Origin of the sequence: Asticcacaulis sp. MM231, assembly GCF_964186625.1 — a bacterium.
GTDB lineage: Bacteria > Pseudomonadota > Alphaproteobacteria > Caulobacterales > Caulobacteraceae > Asticcacaulis.
In genome coordinates this window covers 1,465,868-1,482,727 of the sequence record NZ_OZ075108.1, presented here as the reverse complement: position 1 = coordinate 1,482,727, position 16,860 = coordinate 1,465,868, and the positions used below count along the sequence as shown (strand labels likewise).

At 58.2% G+C, this 16,860-nt stretch carries 19 protein-coding genes and 1 riboswitch; of the genes, 11 read left to right on the top strand and 8 right to left on the bottom strand.

Annotation, left to right across the window (positions count from 1 at the left end):
- Nucleotides 1-26: 26 nt before the first annotated feature.
- Complete coding sequence (locus ABQ278_RS07280; RefSeq protein ID WP_018079787.1) at nt 27-287, top strand: type II toxin-antitoxin system ParD family antitoxin; 261 nt, start codon at nt 27-29, stop codon at nt 285-287.
- Nucleotides 287-574, top strand: coding sequence for a type II toxin-antitoxin system RelE/ParE family toxin (locus tag ABQ278_RS07275; RefSeq protein ID WP_349321886.1), 288 nt, complete (start codon nt 287-289; stop codon nt 572-574). The genes ABQ278_RS07280 and ABQ278_RS07275 overlap by 1 nt, the downstream gene beginning before the upstream one ends.
- On the opposite strand, the gene ABQ278_RS07270 is transcribed toward ABQ278_RS07275, so the two are convergent.
- Nucleotides 575-3,073 carry a glycoside hydrolase family 9 protein gene (locus tag ABQ278_RS07270; protein WP_349321885.1) on the bottom strand — a complete coding sequence of 833 codons (2,499 nt, stop codon included), beginning with the start codon at nt 3,071-3,073 and terminating at the stop codon, nt 575-577. It abuts the gene before it with no gap.
- A 120-nt stretch (nt 3,074-3,193) separates the two neighbouring features.
- Between ABQ278_RS07270 and ABQ278_RS07265 the strand changes: the two genes are divergently transcribed.
- From ABQ278_RS07265 to ABQ278_RS07250, 4 genes are all read left to right on the top strand, one after another.
- A complete protein-coding gene (locus ABQ278_RS07265; protein WP_349321884.1) occupies nt 3,194-3,496 on the top strand; it encodes an RNA-binding S4 domain-containing protein in 303 nt (100 codons plus the stop codon).
- A gap of 159 nt (nt 3,497-3,655) precedes the next feature.
- Nucleotides 3,656-3,994 (top strand): ferredoxin FdxA, encoded by a 339-nt coding sequence (fdxA, locus tag ABQ278_RS07260; RefSeq protein WP_018079783.1) that lies wholly within the window; start codon nt 3,656-3,658, stop codon nt 3,992-3,994.
- A 30-nt stretch (nt 3,995-4,024) separates the two neighbouring features.
- Entirely contained in the window at nt 4,025-4,300 is a 276-nt protein-coding gene (locus tag ABQ278_RS07255; RefSeq protein WP_018079782.1) for a DUF1294 domain-containing protein, read from the top strand.
- 385 nt (nt 4,301-4,685) lie between these two features.
- Nucleotides 4,686-5,201, top strand: coding sequence for a CarD family transcriptional regulator (locus ABQ278_RS07250; protein ID WP_349321883.1), 516 nt, complete (start codon nt 4,686-4,688; stop codon nt 5,199-5,201).
- Between the two features lie 41 nt (nt 5,202-5,242).
- Here the strand turns inward: ABQ278_RS07250 and ABQ278_RS07245 are convergent, their stop codons facing one another.
- Nucleotides 5,243-5,671 carry a hypothetical protein gene (locus tag ABQ278_RS07245; protein ID WP_349321882.1) on the bottom strand — a complete coding sequence of 143 codons (429 nt, stop codon included), beginning with the start codon at nt 5,669-5,671 and terminating at the stop codon, nt 5,243-5,245.
- A gap of 283 nt (nt 5,672-5,954) precedes the next feature.
- Here ABQ278_RS07245 and ABQ278_RS07240 point away from each other — a divergent pair, with 283 nt between their 5' ends.
- Complete coding sequence (locus ABQ278_RS07240) at nt 5,955-6,380, top strand: hypothetical protein (protein WP_349321881.1); 426 nt, start codon at nt 5,955-5,957, stop codon at nt 6,378-6,380.
- Nucleotides 6,381-6,525: 145 nt separating this feature from the next.
- A complete protein-coding gene (gene rpmB / locus ABQ278_RS07235; protein ID WP_026172472.1) occupies nt 6,526-6,819 on the top strand; it encodes a 50S ribosomal protein L28 in 294 nt (97 codons plus the stop codon).
- Between the two features lie 64 nt (nt 6,820-6,883).
- On the opposite strand, the gene ABQ278_RS07230 is transcribed toward rpmB, so the two are convergent.
- From ABQ278_RS07230 to ABQ278_RS07205, 6 genes are all read right to left on the bottom strand, one after another.
- Nucleotides 6,884-7,855 (bottom strand): esterase-like activity of phytase family protein, encoded by a 972-nt coding sequence (locus ABQ278_RS07230; protein WP_349321880.1) that lies wholly within the window; start codon nt 7,853-7,855, stop codon nt 6,884-6,886.
- Nucleotides 7,856-8,059: 204 nt separating this feature from the next.
- The gene (gene cobT, locus ABQ278_RS07225; RefSeq protein ID WP_349321879.1) at nt 8,060-9,910 is read right to left on the bottom strand and encodes a cobaltochelatase subunit CobT; all 1,851 of its coding nucleotides are present in this window, start codon (nt 9,908-9,910) and stop codon (nt 8,060-8,062) included.
- A gap of 143 nt (nt 9,911-10,053) precedes the next feature.
- Nucleotides 10,054-11,055 (bottom strand): cobaltochelatase subunit CobS, encoded by a 1,002-nt coding sequence (cobS, locus tag ABQ278_RS07220; RefSeq protein ID WP_349321878.1) that lies wholly within the window; start codon nt 11,053-11,055, stop codon nt 10,054-10,056.
- Nucleotides 11,056-11,160: 105 nt separating this feature from the next.
- Nucleotides 11,161-11,436, bottom strand: a complete 276-nt coding sequence (locus tag ABQ278_RS07215) for a hypothetical protein (protein WP_349321877.1) — start codon at nt 11,434-11,436, stop codon at nt 11,161-11,163.
- A gap of 77 nt (nt 11,437-11,513) precedes the next feature.
- The gene (locus ABQ278_RS07210; RefSeq protein WP_349321876.1) at nt 11,514-11,963 is read right to left on the bottom strand and encodes a GFA family protein; all 450 of its coding nucleotides are present in this window, start codon (nt 11,961-11,963) and stop codon (nt 11,514-11,516) included.
- A gap of 181 nt (nt 11,964-12,144) precedes the next feature.
- Nucleotides 12,145-12,807, bottom strand: coding sequence for a J domain-containing protein (locus ABQ278_RS07205; protein WP_349321875.1), 663 nt, complete (start codon nt 12,805-12,807; stop codon nt 12,145-12,147).
- Nucleotides 12,808-12,875: 68 nt separating this feature from the next.
- Here ABQ278_RS07205 and ABQ278_RS07200 point away from each other — a divergent pair, with 68 nt between their 5' ends.
- The 3 genes from ABQ278_RS07200 to ABQ278_RS07190 all read left to right on the top strand — a co-directional run bounded on the left by ABQ278_RS07200 (nt 12,876) and on the right by ABQ278_RS07190 (nt 16,787).
- The gene (locus ABQ278_RS07200) at nt 12,876-13,166 is read left to right on the top strand and encodes a BolA family protein (protein ID WP_349321874.1); all 291 of its coding nucleotides are present in this window, start codon (nt 12,876-12,878) and stop codon (nt 13,164-13,166) included.
- Nucleotides 13,167-13,226: 60 nt separating this feature from the next.
- Complete coding sequence (locus tag ABQ278_RS07195; RefSeq protein ID WP_349321873.1) at nt 13,227-14,546, top strand: TadE/TadG family type IV pilus assembly protein; 1,320 nt, start codon at nt 13,227-13,229, stop codon at nt 14,544-14,546.
- A 59-nt stretch (nt 14,547-14,605) separates the two neighbouring features.
- Nucleotides 14,606-14,798, top strand: a riboswitch (cobalamin riboswitch).
- Nucleotides 14,799-14,924: 126 nt separating this feature from the next.
- Complete coding sequence (locus tag ABQ278_RS07190; RefSeq protein ID WP_349321872.1) at nt 14,925-16,787, top strand: TonB-dependent receptor domain-containing protein; 1,863 nt, start codon at nt 14,925-14,927, stop codon at nt 16,785-16,787.
- Nucleotides 16,788-16,860: the final 73 nt, after the last annotated feature.

The window sequence follows — 16,860 nt, the reverse complement described above, 5'->3', positions numbered from 1 at the left end:
TATAGTCTGACGCAAAGGAGACCGTCATGGCCACAATGAATATTTCCCTGCCCGAACAGATGAAGGCCTGGGCCGAAAGCCAGGCGGAAACCGGCAAGTACAGCAATACCAGCGACTATGTCCGCGATCTGATCCGCCGCGATCAGGAACGTGCCGAGAAGATCGCCGCGATGCAGGCGGTCGTTACACGCAGCATAGCCAGCGGGATTAGCGACCTGAGCATGCAGGATATCCTTGAAAAGGCGCGTGCGCATGTCGCCGCCAACGGCATCGCCAAGAGCGCCTGATGCCCTACAGTCTCACACCTGAGGCCACTCATGACGTAGTGGACGTCTACGTGCAGGGGGTGATGATGTTCGGACAAGCGCAGGCCGAGACGTACCATGCTCGCCTGGAAGCGACCTTCGCCATGCTCGGCGACAATCCCGGAATGGCCCGCGAGTACGCTGAAATCGATCCGCCTGTCCGCGCGCATCCTTACGGCTCTCATATCATCATTTATAAAACGGACGGCGAAGATATTATCATCCTCGCCGTCCGTCATTCTCGCGAAAACTGGCAGGAGGACCTGTAGCTACTTCTTCTGATCCGCTTTCTGCGCCGCCGCCAGCACCAGGAACATGTAGTTGGTCTCGCCACCACCCATGACATACTCGGTCTGTTGCCAGAAATAGGGCCAGACCTTGAGCTCCGGCAGGTCGGGCCGGATGAGCGCCGTACCCGAAATGACACCGCCGGGGATATAGCTCCAGTCGGCGCGATTGGCACCATAGGCCGTGGTCGCTGATTTGGCCCCCACGCCTGAGGCGAACGACGATGTGTTCTGGCCCGGATGGACGCCCAGCACAAAGTTCAGCGCCTCCATCTGCAAGGCATCCGGCGTATATTGCGGCCACGCCTTGCGGAAGAAATACTGCTGCACGCCGAATTCCTGTATCTGCCAGCCGGCGCCCCAGATATAGGGCACATAGGGCACGCCATAGGGCGTCTTGGTGGCATCGTCGGTCAGTTTGACCTGATAGGTCTGCACCGCCGCCCCGACGTCCCTAAGGAAGGCCTTATCGCGGATCAAGGGCATGGCCGAGGCCAGGACGGCGCCGGTCTGATCGATATGCGCCACGATCTCAGGCTTAAGCGCGATCAGACGCTTGATAAGCGCAGCATCGTGGGTGGTCTGCGCCAGTTCTGACAGGACGAAGACCCTGGCTTGCAGGTCGGTGGCGCGGTCATAGGCCTTGCCATAAAGATCACGCGCCGCTGCCAAAGCATCACTCGCCATCTTCGGATTGGTCGGCGTCAGGGCGCGCGCGGCGGTCGCCAGTTGCGCCGCCGTCGTCAGTTCACGGTTGGGATTGTCCTCGGTGAAGACATAACGATCGTCTTTCAGCGAGGACGTCGTGCCGGTGCGCTCACCGCCCTTAAGCGCCGGATCGTAATTGAGATTATCGGTCTGGGTGGTGACGTCGCCCAGCAGGGTATATTGCGCCAGATCGGGCTCGATAATGCCGCGATAGGTGCGGCCGAGCGCCTTGTATCCCCCCAGCACCGACAACAGGCCATGTTCGATCTGCTGGAGGGCGTCGTTCCGGCCGTCCGGCTGGTGAATTTCAGTGACCTTCTTCGCCTGATCTATGCTGGTGGCGTCGTAGTTCAGATTGAACTCTTCGACCATCTTGGAGAGCAGCCACACCGTGCCCATCTGGCTCTCGACACGCAGGTCATAGTCACCGGCATCGTGCCAGCCACCGGCGTTCAGGCCCGCAATGTGATCACCCGGCTGGTATTTGGTCAGGGTCGAGCCGCCTTGCAGGTAACCGTCGAAATGGTTGAAATTGATCGGCGCCATGCGGACATCGTCCTCATGGTCGATGCCGTGCCAGGTGCGGTACTTTTCCTTGACCAGCATATGGCACATCTGAACCGGCAGGAAATATTCGAGCGTCGGCTGCCAGACGTGGCGGTCATAGACATCGTCATCGATCTTGAAACTGCCGGTCGCCTCGCCGCGATACGCCAGCACGTACATGCCCGGCGCCGTCACCGCCGTCAGGTCGGCGGTCAGGTAATTGTAGCGCAGGAACTGCCCCCACGGTTTGGGCGTATAGCGCGTCACCTCTTCGCGGCCCTTGTCGGTCAGCTTGTAGAGGATCAGCGGATCGGCCTGACGGTCGCGCAGGTCCTGCTCGATGATGATGGTCTTGGTCTGCTCCGGCCGGTAACCGACCTGGCTGACCTGCACCACCGGCTTGTAACGCCAGTCCGGATCGACGTTCGGCGTGATCACCCAGGTAATCGCGTCGGTCGTCGCCCCCGGACGGGTGATTTCTCGCACGATATACCAGCCGTTGTTGAAATTACCGCGGCCGTCGATCAACTTCAGTTCACCGGTCTGGCTCTGGATCGTCATGCGTTGCAGATCACTGTCCGGCGCCACGGTCAGTCGCCTGCCCTCGGCCAGAGGCGCGGTGATGATCTGGCCGTGATCATCGCTCATGCCGCCATTGGCCTGACGCGGGAAGATGCCCGCCAATTCTTTTCCATCAGTCTGATCCATCAGCCAGGACTTGCCAAAAAGGTCGGTCGGGAACAGTTCGAAATTGAAGCCGACCTTGCCTTCCCAGTCTTTCGGCAGCGGCTTGTCGAGATCGACACTGACCTTGAAAGCATTCCCTTCCAGCGGCGTGACGCGGACATGGTAGCTGAAATTGAGATCGGGATATTCGATCGGATTGAAGCCCTTGCGGTTCTTCGAGGCGTCTGGATAGTGCAGCGCCTGGCTGACCGAATGGGTCGCGCTTTCCACCACCGGCTTGCCATCGCCCGCCGGCATCGGCGACCACTGACCTGGCGACGGTTCCAGCCGCAGATCACCATTGGCCGCCACACGCACGCCATGCTGGATAACGGTCACGCCGGTCTGGTGGCCATCGGGATAGATGTCGGCGAAGACCGTAACGTTCAGGCCCGGTGCTTCAAAATAGCCCTTGTCGTTGAGTTTGAGCGCCGGCTCGGCAAAAGCGCTGCCTGCCAACATCAGCGCCAGACACGAGGCGGCCGTCGTCATGATCTTCATGGTTCTTTTCCCTGGCTGCCCTCTGTTATGACGGGGCATTGATATCGATTACAACGCGACTATAGCGCACGAGGGCGCCATCACAAGCGACCGTTTGACATTTCATGGCCGCGTTCCAATATGACGCCTATGCAAACAGACTCTTCTTCCTGCCGGCTCGACGTCTGGCTGTGGCGCGCCCGCTTTTTCAAGACCCGCGCGCTTTCCGCTAAGGCTTGCGAGAGCGGTCATATCCGCATCGAGCGCTTCGGCAAGGTGGTGCGCGTCGAAAAGCCCTCGACCTTTATCAAGCCTGACGACCATCTGATCTTTGCGCTCGGCACGCGCCTGCTCGATATCGTGGTGGTCGATACCGGCGAGCGACGCGGCCCGGCGCCGGAAGCGCAAACCCTGTACCGCCACGCCGAACCCCATCGAGAATGAGGCGCATAGTCTTATAATTCAAGCATTTCAACCGTGCCGCACTTCAGCTAATGCCTGAAATTAGAACAAATGGCCCATCAACAGGGCCTCAAGTCTTGACACAGACGCCTTATCTGAGCATGACGCACGCTCGACCCCCCAGTAAGAGGCTAGACCGTTATGACCTACATCGTTATGGACCCGTGCGTGAAGTGCAAGTTCATGGACTGCGTGGAAGTGTGTCCGGTCGATTGCTTCTATGAAGGTGAAAACTTCCTGGCCATCAATCCGGACGAATGCATCGATTGCGGCGTCTGCGAGCCCGAATGTCCGGTCGATGCCATCAAGCCGGACACCGAGGACGAAGGCACCAAGTGGCTGGAGATCAACACCAAGTATGCCGCCATCTGGCCCAATATCTCCGAAAAGGGCACCCCGCCCGCCGATCGTGAAGACTTCGAGCGCGAAACCGGTAAATTCGAGAAGTATTTCTCTGAAAAACCCGGCGACGGTAAGTAGGCCTTAACGGACTCAAAGTCTGATGCGGCCATGATCCTGTGGTCCGTCATCCTGATTTACATCTGCCTGATCAACCTTGTGACGTTCCACGTCTGGGCGCTGGACAAAAAATATGCCATCGCCCGACAAAGGCGCGTGCCGGAATCAACTCTTTTGACCCTGTGCGCGGTCGGCGGCTGGCCCATGGGCATGATCGGCAGCCATGTCTTTCGCCATAAAAGCAGCAAAAAAGCCTTTATACACAAGGTTTATGCCGTGGTGGCTTTTCAGGTCGTCCTGCTATGCTCTATAATCGTGTTTGCGTAGTGCGCCCTAACGGATTGGTGCGCCCGCCCTTTATTTTGCCGTAAATTTGTGATATGGATGTCATATTGCAAGAGTTGACGGCCTTCTTCTGTCCTTACGGATAAACCCAGACCAGCCGATCCGCGCAAATCTTCGTTTGTTTTATTGTGTTCAGACCGGCTGTTCCAGCGGGTCTGTTATGCACCATCGACGCAGGTCGGATGATACCCTTGTCTTAGTTGAGATCAGCGCACCATGTCCCTCCCTGAGAGTTTCCCTCTTTGCGGATGACTTCGTGCGCTCAAACCCTTACTTCAGTCCCTCCCCGGTTCTGGAGCAGGCCTTCTTGACGCCTATGAGATGCGGCTATCCTTCGGTACTGCCCTAACCTCTCGAAAGGTTCGCCATGTCCGACACCCTCACCCTTTCCCGTCACGATTTCGCCGTAGGCGATAAGGTCGTCTATCCTGCCCACGGTGTGGGCCAGGTCGCCGCCATCGAAACGCAGGAAGTTGCCGGCTATACGCTTGAAGTGTTTGTGGTTACCTTCGATCATGAAAAAATGACCTTGCGCGTCCCGACCAAGAAGGCCAAGGTCGCGGGTCTGCGTCACCTGGCGGTCGAGGCCGTGATGTCGCAAGCCCTCGTCACACTCAAGGGCCGCGCGCGCATCAAGCGCACCATGTGGTCGCGTCGCGCTCAGGAATACGAAGCGAAGATCAACTCCGGTTGCCTCGTTTCGCTGGCCGAAGTCGTCCGCGATCTCTACCGTTCGGACAGCCAGCCCGAGCAGTCCTACTCCGAGCGCCAACTCTATGAATTGGCGCTCGACCGCATGGCCCGCGAAGTGGCGGCCATCGAAAAGATCGATCGCGACTCGGCTGTCGCCATCCTCAACAAGAACCTGACCAAAGCCGCCTAAGCCGTCTTCGGTTTGAAGATCAAAAAGCCTCCTGACTTCGGTCAGGAGGCTTTTTCTTTAACTGAGCTATACCACGCTTGGCCAGTGTCAAATGAAGGCTTAGCCTCTTCTTCATCTTCTCCAAATCGACCACGCGCTAAAAATACTGCCAGTGTACGTTGCGCTTCGGATCTTATTATATCCGGCCAACCGCTCTCTGTTAATTGAGCAACTGTCAACCTCTTCGGTGTCGCGTCGCAAGCCTTGATCATTAAAGCACAGAAGTTTTTGAAAGCCTGCTTTTTCTCATTTGAAAAGCATGAATTTGGCCATGGCCTATCGTTATTTATGAGGTCGAAAAACGCCTCAAAATACTCAGAAGCCCCCCATTGCATGGCAACATCATTGTCTTCTGCCAGGCTGGATACTTCTTCAATAATGCGATTGCGTAATCGCTGATCGACCACGCGCTTTGATACAGCCTCACTCAATTTCCGCTCCCCTTACTGATGTGACCTTAAATCCTCACGCCCAAGCAAACAACTTGTTTCAATAAATACCATCTTGCCGGATAGAACGGCATTTTGTATCTGCCGCATGTCCGCGCCTCTTGCGCCTAACGTCTTGGAGACTCCGATGAAACATATCGGCAATGGCTACGGCCCACGTCTCCCTTTGGAAGCCGTCTAAGCGGCCCAAAGGGCTCGCTATAATTTACGCAAAAATCCGAAGATAAAGAAGGCGCGCCTGCCTACAGGCCAGCGCGAAATCATCATGTATGTGCGGTTTGTAACCCCGCTTATCCATCCCGACAGCGGGATGGAGACGGGCTTTTTCCGGGCGTCCTGGTATCTGTACAGAACCGGATGCCCCGACTGGATTTACGAAGAACTGGATATCCAGTTCCGCTGGTTCAACCGGAACCTGCCAGTTCCCGACCGGGTGGCCCGCCATTTCAAGCGCCGCAACAGTATCTACGGCGTTTGCTGGTTCCATACGGCGGCGCGGGAATGTATCGACCGGGCACGGTATTGCGCCTGGCTGATCACCGAAGGCGGCGTGCCCGTGCAGGCGGTCAAGCTGAGGTCTCCGCGCGAGATCATCTGGCATGACGATCATCAGGTTGTTTTAAGGCCGCACCACGATATGCCGCGCGCCTTTCCGGACACCCGGTTTGCCTTGCGGGGCCGTCACGTCTAAAAGGATAGCGAGGCTTGGTGCTTATGGCAAAAAAAGCCGTTTTACCCTTGACCTCGCCGTCTCATTTGCCTATAGAACCGCCTCTCGCGCGATGGACACGGCGTCCTTTCGCGCTCCCTTATTCGTTTTAACCGAAGGTAATCCCATGTCGCGTCGTTGCGAACTCACCGGTGTCGGTCCCATGGTCGGCCACAGCGTGAGCCACTCTAACATCAAGACCAAGCGTCGCTTCCTGCCGTCCTTGCGTCAAATCAACCTGGCTTCGGACGCGCTGGGCACCACCTTCCGCCTGAAGATCTCGAATGCTGCCCTGCGCACGCTCGATTACAAGGGCGGCCTCGATGCCTTCATCGTCAAGGCTGATGATGCCGATCTGTCGATCCGCGCCCGCCGCCTGAAGAAGCAGATCAAGGACAAGCTGGCCGAAACCGCCGCTTAAAGATCGCCTTATCAGCGTCAAATTTGAAAAGTCCTGAGTGTTCCGCACTCAGGGCTTTTTGCTTTCAGCGCCGCCAGTCGTAGATCAGGATTTTCGGCTTGTCGTTATCGTGCAGGCCATCGCTGACCAGGAAGATGCGATAGCCTTCCGCGGTCTTGATCGCCGCCACGCCCTCATAGTTATCATAGGGCAAGGGCGGCGCTACCTTGGCCAGATCGGCCACGAAGGTCAGTTTGTTCCCCTCCAGACGCAACAGGCGCAGCACATTGCGCGGGCCGCTGAAGGGATCGAAATAACGATACAGCGCCAATACCTCATGGCTTTTGGCGGTCTCGTCCTGCGCCACCACGGCCAGAGAGGTCGTCATGTACAGAAAGCCTGGCGTCGCGGGTCCGGCAATCTCGCGGCAGCGATCCAGCACCAGACCACAGCGCCAGAAACCGCCCGATTCGACGCCGATCAGCAGCGAATCGCCATCGGTCTCACGCACATATGTGACCGCTTCCATGCCTGAATTGCTCGGCAACTGGGCCAGTCCGGCCAATGGCAGGGTTTCGCCGGCGCTGCGCCAGCCGGTAAACTTCATCACGCGCTGTATGCCCTCGAACGAGACGTAGCGGTCGCCGCTGACCGGATCGTAGGTCAGCCCTTCCGAATCGGCCTGCATCTTGTTCTGGAAGGTCTTGCCGTTACCATCGCGCAGACGGTCGATCTCCAGCGGGCTGTCGAGATAACCGCCCCTGCCGTCCGGTTTCAACGCGAAGCGCGCTATGGCGCCGAAATCGCTGATGGCCTCGACTTTCAGCGCATCGCCCTCAGGCAAAACCAGAAAATCAGAGAGACCGTCAAGTTCCGAGGTGCCCTTGGCATTCAGTTCATAGCAACCGACATAGCGCACTTTCGCGTTGAGGGGCTTGGGATCGGTGACCGCCGGCAGGGCGCGAAAGCTGACGGTCGGCTTTTGCAGATAGGGCTGTGGCGCTGCGTGTGCCGAGGTGGCCAGAAGGGCGAGAACAATGACAAAACATGAGCGCATGAAACACCTGAGTAAGACAAATAAGAAACCCCACCACCAACGCGCTGAAGCGCCTCGGTCCCTCTCCCAAAACAAGGGAGGTAAAGCCTTTATGCATTGTCGCCCAAATGGCCGGGATTTTGGATGACTGGCTAGCCGGCCAGCGACGCAGGTACTTAAGTACCTGCTAGCGCAGACGGCGACGCCAATCGCCAAAAGCACGAGTCATTTGGTTTCTTCAAACAATTCGGTGAGCTTATCCATAAGTCCGCCGGCGAGGTGTTCAACGTCGATAAGGGTCAGGGCGCGCTTGTAGTAGCGCGTCACGTCGTGACCGATACCGATGGCGACCAGTTCCACGCGATGCTGGGACTGAATCTCATCGATCACCTTGCGCAGGTGGTTTTCGAGATAGTGGCCGCTGTTGACCGAGAGCGTCGAGTCATCGACCGGCGCGCCATCCGAAATCACCATCAGGATTTTGCGCTGTTCGGGGCGTCCGATCAGGCGGCTGTGCGCCCATTGCAGGGCCTCGCCGTCGATATTCTCTTTCAGCAGCCCTTCGCGCATCATCAGCCCGAGGTTCTTGTGCGTGCGGCGCCACGGATTATCGGCCGCCTTGTAGATGATGTGGCGCAGATCGTTGAGGCGTCCCGGATTGGCCGGCTTGCCCGCCCGCACCCAGGCCTCGCGTGACATGCCGCCCTTCCAGGCCTTGGTGGTGAAGCCCAAAATCTCGACCTTGACGCCACAGCGCTCCAGCGTCCGCGCCAAAACGTCGGCGCAGATGGCGGCCACCATGATGGGCCGGCCGCGCATCGAGCCGGAATTGTCGAGCAGCAGGGTCACCACCGTGTCACGGAACTCGGTGTCCTTTTCCTGCTTGAAGCTGAGCGGTGCCGAGGCGTCGGTGATGACGCGAGTCAGCTTGGAGGCGTCGAGCACGCCCTCTTCAAGATCAAACGACCACGAGCGGTTTTGCTGCGCCAGCAGCTTGCGCTGCAGGCGGTTGGCCAGGCGCGACACCACCGAGGCCATATTGGCCAGTTGCGCATTCAGGAAGCCGCGCAGGCGCTCCAGCTCTTCCGGATCGCACAGTTCTTCAGCCGTGATGATCTCGTCGAACTGCTTGGTGTAGACGTCGTAGTCCTTTTTGACGTTGGTCTCAGGCTGGTCGTTTTCGCGGCGTTCGGCCTCACCGGCTTCGCCATCAGGTGTTTCGTCGGTCGAGGTTTCGGAGGACATCTGCGGATCGCCCTGCATCTGGGTGTAGTCGTCCTCACCCTCCTGCGGCTGCTCCTGACCGGACTGCTCTTCCGGCTGATCCTGCGGACCGTCGCTGTCGTCGGGCTTTTCGCTGTCCTCGGCATCGTCCTTGGGGCTTTCGCCTTCGCTCTCGCCCTCTTCGCCTTCGTCCTTCTTTTCGTCCTCGGCGTCCTGACTGTCGTCCTTAAGGTCGAGCGAGGTCAGGATATGGCGCGCCTGCCTGTTGAAGGCCTTCTGATCGTGGATCAGCGCCGCCAGTTTCTCCAGGCCGTCGCCGGTTTTTTCCTCAATCTCATTACGCAGCATATTGACGACGCGCTGCACCGATTGCGGGATCGGATCGCCGGTCACGGCCTCACGCGCCATCAGGCCGAGGATTTCGGGGATACCGATCTCCTGCCTGTCTTCCTTGCGGTAAAGGCCGCTGCGTTCGAGATCGCTTTCCTGCGCCGCCAGCAGATTGACGCGCACCCCTTGCATGGCATGAGCACCGATGCCCTCAAGGCGCGCCTCTTCCAGGGCATCGAAAGCGTCGGCGCTCATATCGTCACGCGGACGGGCGCGGGCATGAAGCGTATCGTCGTGGTGCGCCACTTTCAGCGCCAGCCGATCGGCCTGACCACGCACGCGCTGAGCCGCCTTGGGCGCCAGATCGCGCGGCGGGTGCGGCAGGATCAGCTTGTTGCCATCGAGGCGCGGGCCGTCAGAGCCGAAAACGACCTCCAACTCAGCATCCTCCGCCAGGGCGCGGGTGGAATGCACCAGCGCCTTCTTGAACGGTTCGGAGAGGATGGTCGGCTTGTTGGCCATGGTGGGCTTATCTCTTCATCCTCCCCTGCTTGCGGGGGAGGTGTCACGGCTTGTCCGTGACGGAGGGGGCGAAACGACGGCGGGGAATGCCCCCTCCTGCTCGACAAGCTCGCCACCTCCCCCGCAAGCAGGGGAGGATGAAATCAGATCACTTTCACTTTCAGCGCCAATTCTTTAACATCGGTGCCGAAGGCGCGCTGATAGAATTCCGCCAGCGTATGGCGCTCAAGCTCATCGCTCTTGTTGAGGAACGACAGGCGGAAAGCCAGTTCAGGATCATTGTTGAAAATCAGGGTGTTCTGCGCCCAGGTGATCACCGTTCGCGGCGACATGACCGTCGAGATATCGCCATTGGCAAAGGCCGAACGCGACATATCGGCGACGCGCACCATGGCGTTGATCAGACCCTTGCGCTCTGCTGTATTAAACTCCGGCACCTTGGCGAGCACGATCTCGACCTCGGCCTCATGGCTAAGATAGTTGAGCGTGGTGACGAGCGACCAGCGGTCCATCTGGCCCTGATTTATCTGCTGCGTACCGTGGTAAAGGCCGGTGGTATCGCCAAGACCAATGGTGTTGGTGGTCGAGAACAGGCGGAAGAACGGGTTCGGCTTGATGACCTTGTTCTGATCGAGCAGGGTCAGGCGTCCTTGCGCTTCCAGCACGCGTTGGATGACAAACATGACGTCCGGGCGGCCGGCGTCGTACTCATCGAATACCAGCGCGACCGGGCGCTGGATCGACCACGGCAGGATACCTTCCTTGAACTCGGTGACCTGCTGGCCGTCCTTCAGCACGATGGCATCCTTGCCGATCAGGTCGATGCGGCTGACATGGCTGTCGAGATTGACGCGGACCAGCGGCCAGTTCAGGCGCGCGGCGATCTGCTCGATGTGGGTCGATTTACCGGTGCCGTGGAAGCCCTGCACCATGACGCGGCGATCGAAGGCGAAACCGGCGCAGATGGCCTGGGTCGTTTGCGGATCGAAGCGATAGGCGTCGTCGATGTCCGGCACATGGCTGTCACGATGCGAAAACGCCGGCACCTGCATGTCGATATCTACGTTGAAGACATCGCGGACATTGACCTTTTTATCGGGTGCGAGGGCCAACAGGGGATCGGGATATTCAAGCTCGACGGACATGGCGGACAGACGCTTTCGGTAACGAACGGACAGGCCTTTCAGCTAAGACTTTAAGACACTCGAAACAACCCTAATGTTGTCCTGCAACAAATTTTTTTGCCATGCCTAAATCCCGAACAGCATCCCCGCAACTCCCGCGATCACGACAATCGGGAACGCAAAGCGATTGACCTTAACCATACGCCTTAGATTTTTCCCCATAGTAAGGTCTATCGGAGAGAAAAGCAGTTCAAAGAACATCTTGAAATTCTCAAGACCGAAGGTGAACGCCTCACGATCAGGCACCAGTCTTTTAAATTTACGCCACTGGAAAGCTTCATAGGCGCGATACAGACAGTAATAGAGCAGGCTATAAACACTAAGGACCGAAAAACTTATCATAATACCACTTCAGAATTGCAGCCTTGGTAGCTTTAACACGCCGCTAGAAAACCGCAATCGCTTGATAAAAGCCATGCCTATCCTTCATCCGGATACTGATAACTCACCACCTTATCGAGAAATGGCGCCGCTTCGATGTCGTCCATCGTGGTGCGAAGCGGCCAGTCATTGACATGATCCATCCAGGAAATGCGCGCCTCAACGCCAAACTGGATATCCGGCACGATGCTTTCCGGATGATCGAAAGCGCCGATGGCAACCGCGACACCATCCGGCGCCTCATAGGTCAGGGGCGTGCCGCAATCCGGGCAGAAGCCGCGATTGACCAGATTGGAGGAAGCAAAGCGCTTCGGCTCGGTTTTGGTCCAACGGAAATCCGTACCGCGCACCGATACCAGCGGCGCGAACACATTGCCAAACGCCTTCTGGCACATACGGCAATGGCAGACCGAGGCATGGCCCAGCGGTTCGCTAACCTCAAAACGTATGGCACCACATTGGCAACCACCTTTATGGATTTGAGACATGGTAGCCCCCTCCGGCTTGACAAACTCGCCACCACCCCCGCTTCGCAAGGGATGAGACATAATGTGCATTCCACCTTCCGAAAATCGTGAGATTTGAGACGAGTAGCAGGAGGTTAGCGACGCAGGTACACTACGTACCTGCAAGCGACACCGACGCACTAATCGGCCAAAGACCGCGATTTTAGGCGAGGCTCATCTTTTTAAGGACTTTATAGGCCTTGATCACGCGCTGGAGCTTATCCTCGGCCGAACGATCGCCGCCGTTGTTATCCGGGTGGCAGCGCTTGAGCATCTCGGTGTAGCGCACGCGGATCTGTTCGGCGGTAGCGCCGACTTCAAGATCGAGATCGGCGAAGGCCGCGCGTTCGATCTTGCCATACTGGCGCACGGCCGGTTCGCCCTTGTCGCGCATGGGCGCAGCACCCGCGCCGAAGACGCTGTGCGGATCGAAGAAGGTCTTGGAATTGGTGCCCTTCACGGCGGCATTGGCCGCTTCGCGGCTGAGGCGCGAGGCGCGGAAGGCCCACGTCGGGCGGTCGCCGGTGGCGATGGCTTCGCGGTGACGGCGCGCCTCGCCTTCGCTCATACCGGCGAAGAAGTTCCAGTTCTTGTTGTACTCGGCGGCGTGACCCACACAGAAATTGTAGTGTTCATTCATCATTTCACGCGACTTGGGCGCCCTGGCCGTGGCGGCCTTATGGCATTCCGGCCATTCGCACGGCTTTTCGCCCGGCTTCAGATGCAAGACATCATCTTCCGGCCTGCGCGTTTTCTCCTCGCCTTCCTTGGGCGGACGGATACGCATGTCCATGAATTTGGGCTTGAACTTAAATCCTTCGGTCATATGATGACAGTGATCCTTTGATCTTAAAAAATTGCGACGTGCGTATAGCTGTAAAGTGAGGCCAGAGTATGGGAACCGTAGCGGACCGTTTAAGCGTGAAGCTCAATCAGGCCTTCGCTCCACAACAGTTGGAGATTCACGACGACAGCGCCAAACATAGTGGACATGCGGGCGCGCGTGAAGGGGGCGAGAGCCATTTTTCCGTACTTATTGTTTCCGAACACTTCGAAGGGCTTAATCGCGTCGCCCGACAGCGGCTGGTGAACAGCGCCCTGGCCGAGGATCTGGCCGGCCCGGTCCATGCCCTCAGCCTGCAAACCCTGACACCGGAAGAGTCCGAAAAGCGCGGCGCCGGTTAGCCATCATTTAAGCATCCTATGCGATAGTGCGCCCGGCTGAACAGACTTGGGGGCGACACGGTGCTGAATAAACTGCGAACTTTTGCGCTCGATGTGCGCGGCAATGTCATCATGATCATAGCGCTAGCTGTGCCTGTTTTGTTTATGTTCGTTGCCGGCGCGATCGATTTCAGCCGCGTCATCGGCCTACGTGCCGAGCTTCAGGATTCGGCGGATGTGGCCAGCGTCGGTTCCGTGGCCATTAATTCGGTCGCTTACAAGATCGGTCAGACCATGGGTTCCGGTGAAATCTCCGCCGGCGAAACACAGGCTGTCAGTATTTTCTATTCCGACATGGCAACGCACGCGGAACTGAGCGCTGTCACGCCCAAAGCCAAGGTGATGAAGGACGGCACGCTGATCACCTCGACGGTCACGGTCACCGCGAACTACAAGCCCTATATGCTGGGCCTTTTCGGATTCAGCACGCTCCCCGTTTCGGTGACGTCGAAATCGCAGGCGAGCATGCCGCCCTTTATTGATTTTTATTTGCTGCTCGATAACACTCCCTCAATGGGCTTGGGAGCAACAACAGCAGATATCAAGCTTATGGACGATAAGATCGGTTGTGCCTTCGCCTGCCACGAAACCGGCGCCAACGCAGGCAAAGACAACTACACAAAAGCGAAAAAGTACGGCGCCACCACGCGGATTGATGTTGTGCGTCAGGCCACACAGAACCTTATGACGACAGCCCAGAAGACCCAAACAATTGCCGGGCAATATCGCATGGCAATTTATCATTTCGGGATGGCTGCAGATGCAATCGATCTCAAAGCACCTCAACCTTACAAGGTCAGCGCCCTTACCACGGACCTTACCGCCTCCGCTGCGAACGCCGCCAAGATCGATTTAATGACCACACTTAGGCAGAACTACAATAACGACAGTCAGACGAATTTCAAATCCGTGCTCACAGGTATGAACAGCCTTATCGGCACGCCTGGAACTGGCACATCTTCGTCAACGGCGCAAAAGGTGCTGTTCTTTGTATCGGATGGTCTTAACGACGGTTACGATTGCGCTTACAACAATATTGCCAATAACCCCTGCCGTCGCATCACACCGCTGGATACTAAACAGTGTACAGACATCAAAAGCCGAGGCGTTCGGATCGCGGTGCTGTACACGACCTATCAGCCGGCTCCGAATGACGGTTTCTTCAAGAGCTATGTTCAGAAATTTTTACCACCAAATTCAAATCCGTCCCAAGTTGCCACCCAAATGGAAGCCTGTGCTTCACCCGGGCTTTATTTTGAAGTCAGCCCCAGTCAGGGCATCAATGAAGCCATGACCGCACTCTTTAACAAGATCGTTTCGGTCGTCAGGATCAATTCCTAAAAGATACATTGTGGCGAAAGGCGCGTTTGAAGGCTTGACGCGCCGCAGTTCAGGCCCTAGCACCCGCCCGTGCCAATGGTGCCTGCGCGTCAAAACCGCAGGATAATAGGGAATTGGGTTAGAGGCCCAAACTGTCCCCGCAACTGTAAGCGCCGAGCCTTGCTGCCTTATGTCACTCGTATCTGCGGGGAAGACGGCAGCGAAGCGTTCGAGGCGCGAGTCAGGAGACCTGCCTTGGCTGTCGTCCTTTGCGTGGCCGGGAAGTGCAGCGCGAGCAAGTCTATATAGCTTGAGAGACGATACCTTGTGAGCCGTAACCGGCGCAGGCTTCGTCATGCGCGGTTTACGGCTTTCGTTTCTGACTGAAAGACCGTTCACATGCTGAACTCCAAGACTACCCTTTTCCTCACCGCCTCGCTTCTGGCCCTGCCCGTCTTTGCCCACGCCGACGAGGCGCCGACCGAAGTCGTCGTTTCGATCACCCGCGAAACCCTGCCGGTGTCCAAGCTCGGCCAGAGCGTCGCCGTGCTGAGCGATGCCGATATCAAAGCCTACCAGTCGCTGTTCGTCGCCGATCTCCTGACCCGCACGCCCGATCTGAGCATCGCCCGCACCGGCGGTCCGGGCACGGCCACCACCGCCTCGATCCGTGGCGCCGGTGCCGACCACACGCTTTATATTCTCGATGGCGTGCGCCTGAATGATCCGGCGCAGGTGGGCGGCGGCACCAATCTCGGCCTGGTCAGCACGGATGATGCCAGTCGCATCGAAGTGCTGCGCGGCCCGCTCTCGACCCTGTGGGGCTCCGGCGCTATGGGCGGCGTGGTCAGCATCACCTCGCGCACCCCGTCCCAACCGCTCGAAGGCGATCTTCGTATCGAAGGCTTCGATGAATACGGTTCGGCCCGCGCCGGTATCGGCGGCAAAACAGGCGGTCTGACCTGGCGTCTGTCGGGCAGCACTTATAATGACCGTGGCGTATCAAGCTTTGCCGGCGGCGCGGAAAAGGACGGCTTCACCCAGACCACGCTGAACGGCAAGCTGCGCTACGACTTCAACGAAGCTTTCAGCGCGCAGGCCTTCTCGACCACCAGCCACAGCCGCGGTGATTTCGACGGCTATAACCCGGTCGCTCCCTACAACTTCATGGATACCGGCGATTTCGGCAAGAACGGCAACACTCTCTCGGTCGTCGCCCTGACGCACCGCTTTACAAAAGGCGAACAGACCCTCTCGTTCAGCGTCACCGATAATGACAGCAACAATTACAACCCCAATTCTTCGCCCAACTATGTCGCCAATGGTCATATTGAAGCCGCCGATTACCACATCAGCTATCGCCTGACCGACGCCACACGTCTTCTCGGTGGCCTGAGCTACGAGCGCGACACCATGAGCGTGGCCTACCCCGCAAGCTGGGATCCGAACCCTTTGCCGCTTAAGGCCTCCTCTACGCTGGCCAGCGTCTACGGTCAGGTGACCCACGATTTCGGCCCCCTTGATGTGGCCTTAAGCGCCCGCCATGACGACGCCTCGTCCTTCGGCGGCAATGACATCGCACAGGTGACGGTCAATGCGCCCCTAAGCGAACACCTGCGCCTCCATGCCAGCGCCGGTCAGGGCGTCAAGGTGCCGAGCCTCTATCAGCTTTACAGCGATTACGGCACGGCCACCCTGGTCGAGGAAAAATCGACCACGCTCGACGGCGGCGTCGATTATGGCTTTGACGGCGGCCTGTTCAGCGTCAGCCTGTTCACCCGCTCGGTGCGCGACCAGATCGACTTCGTTTACGACACCTGCACGCTCGCCCAGCCCTACGGCTGCTACGGCAATATCGGCCGCACCGAAACGCGCGGTGTCGAGCTGGAACTGTCAAAGGACCTGACCGATTCCCTGAACCTGCGTGGCAATTACAGCTTCCTGCACGCCCGCGATGGCAATGGCGGCCTGCTGCCGCGCCGTCCGGATCAGATGGGCAGTGTCGACCTGACCTGGACCGCGACCGACAAGCTGAACCTGGGCCTTGGCCTGCGTCATGTCGGCGAGGCGCTGGATACCGCCTATACCGGTATGCTCAAGGCCTATGATCTGGCCGACCTGCGCGCGAACTATACGCTCAATGATCGCCTCAGCCTCTATGGTCGTATCGAGAACGCCGGCGACAGCCGCTACCAGACCGCCGGCGGTTATGGCCAGACCGGCCGCCGCGTCTGGGTGGGCCTGCAAGCCAAGCTGTTCTAAATCTAACCTCCTCCCCCGTCCCGGCGGGGGAGGACACACTATGCCGCTTGTCGGCGCGAAGATCATCGCACAT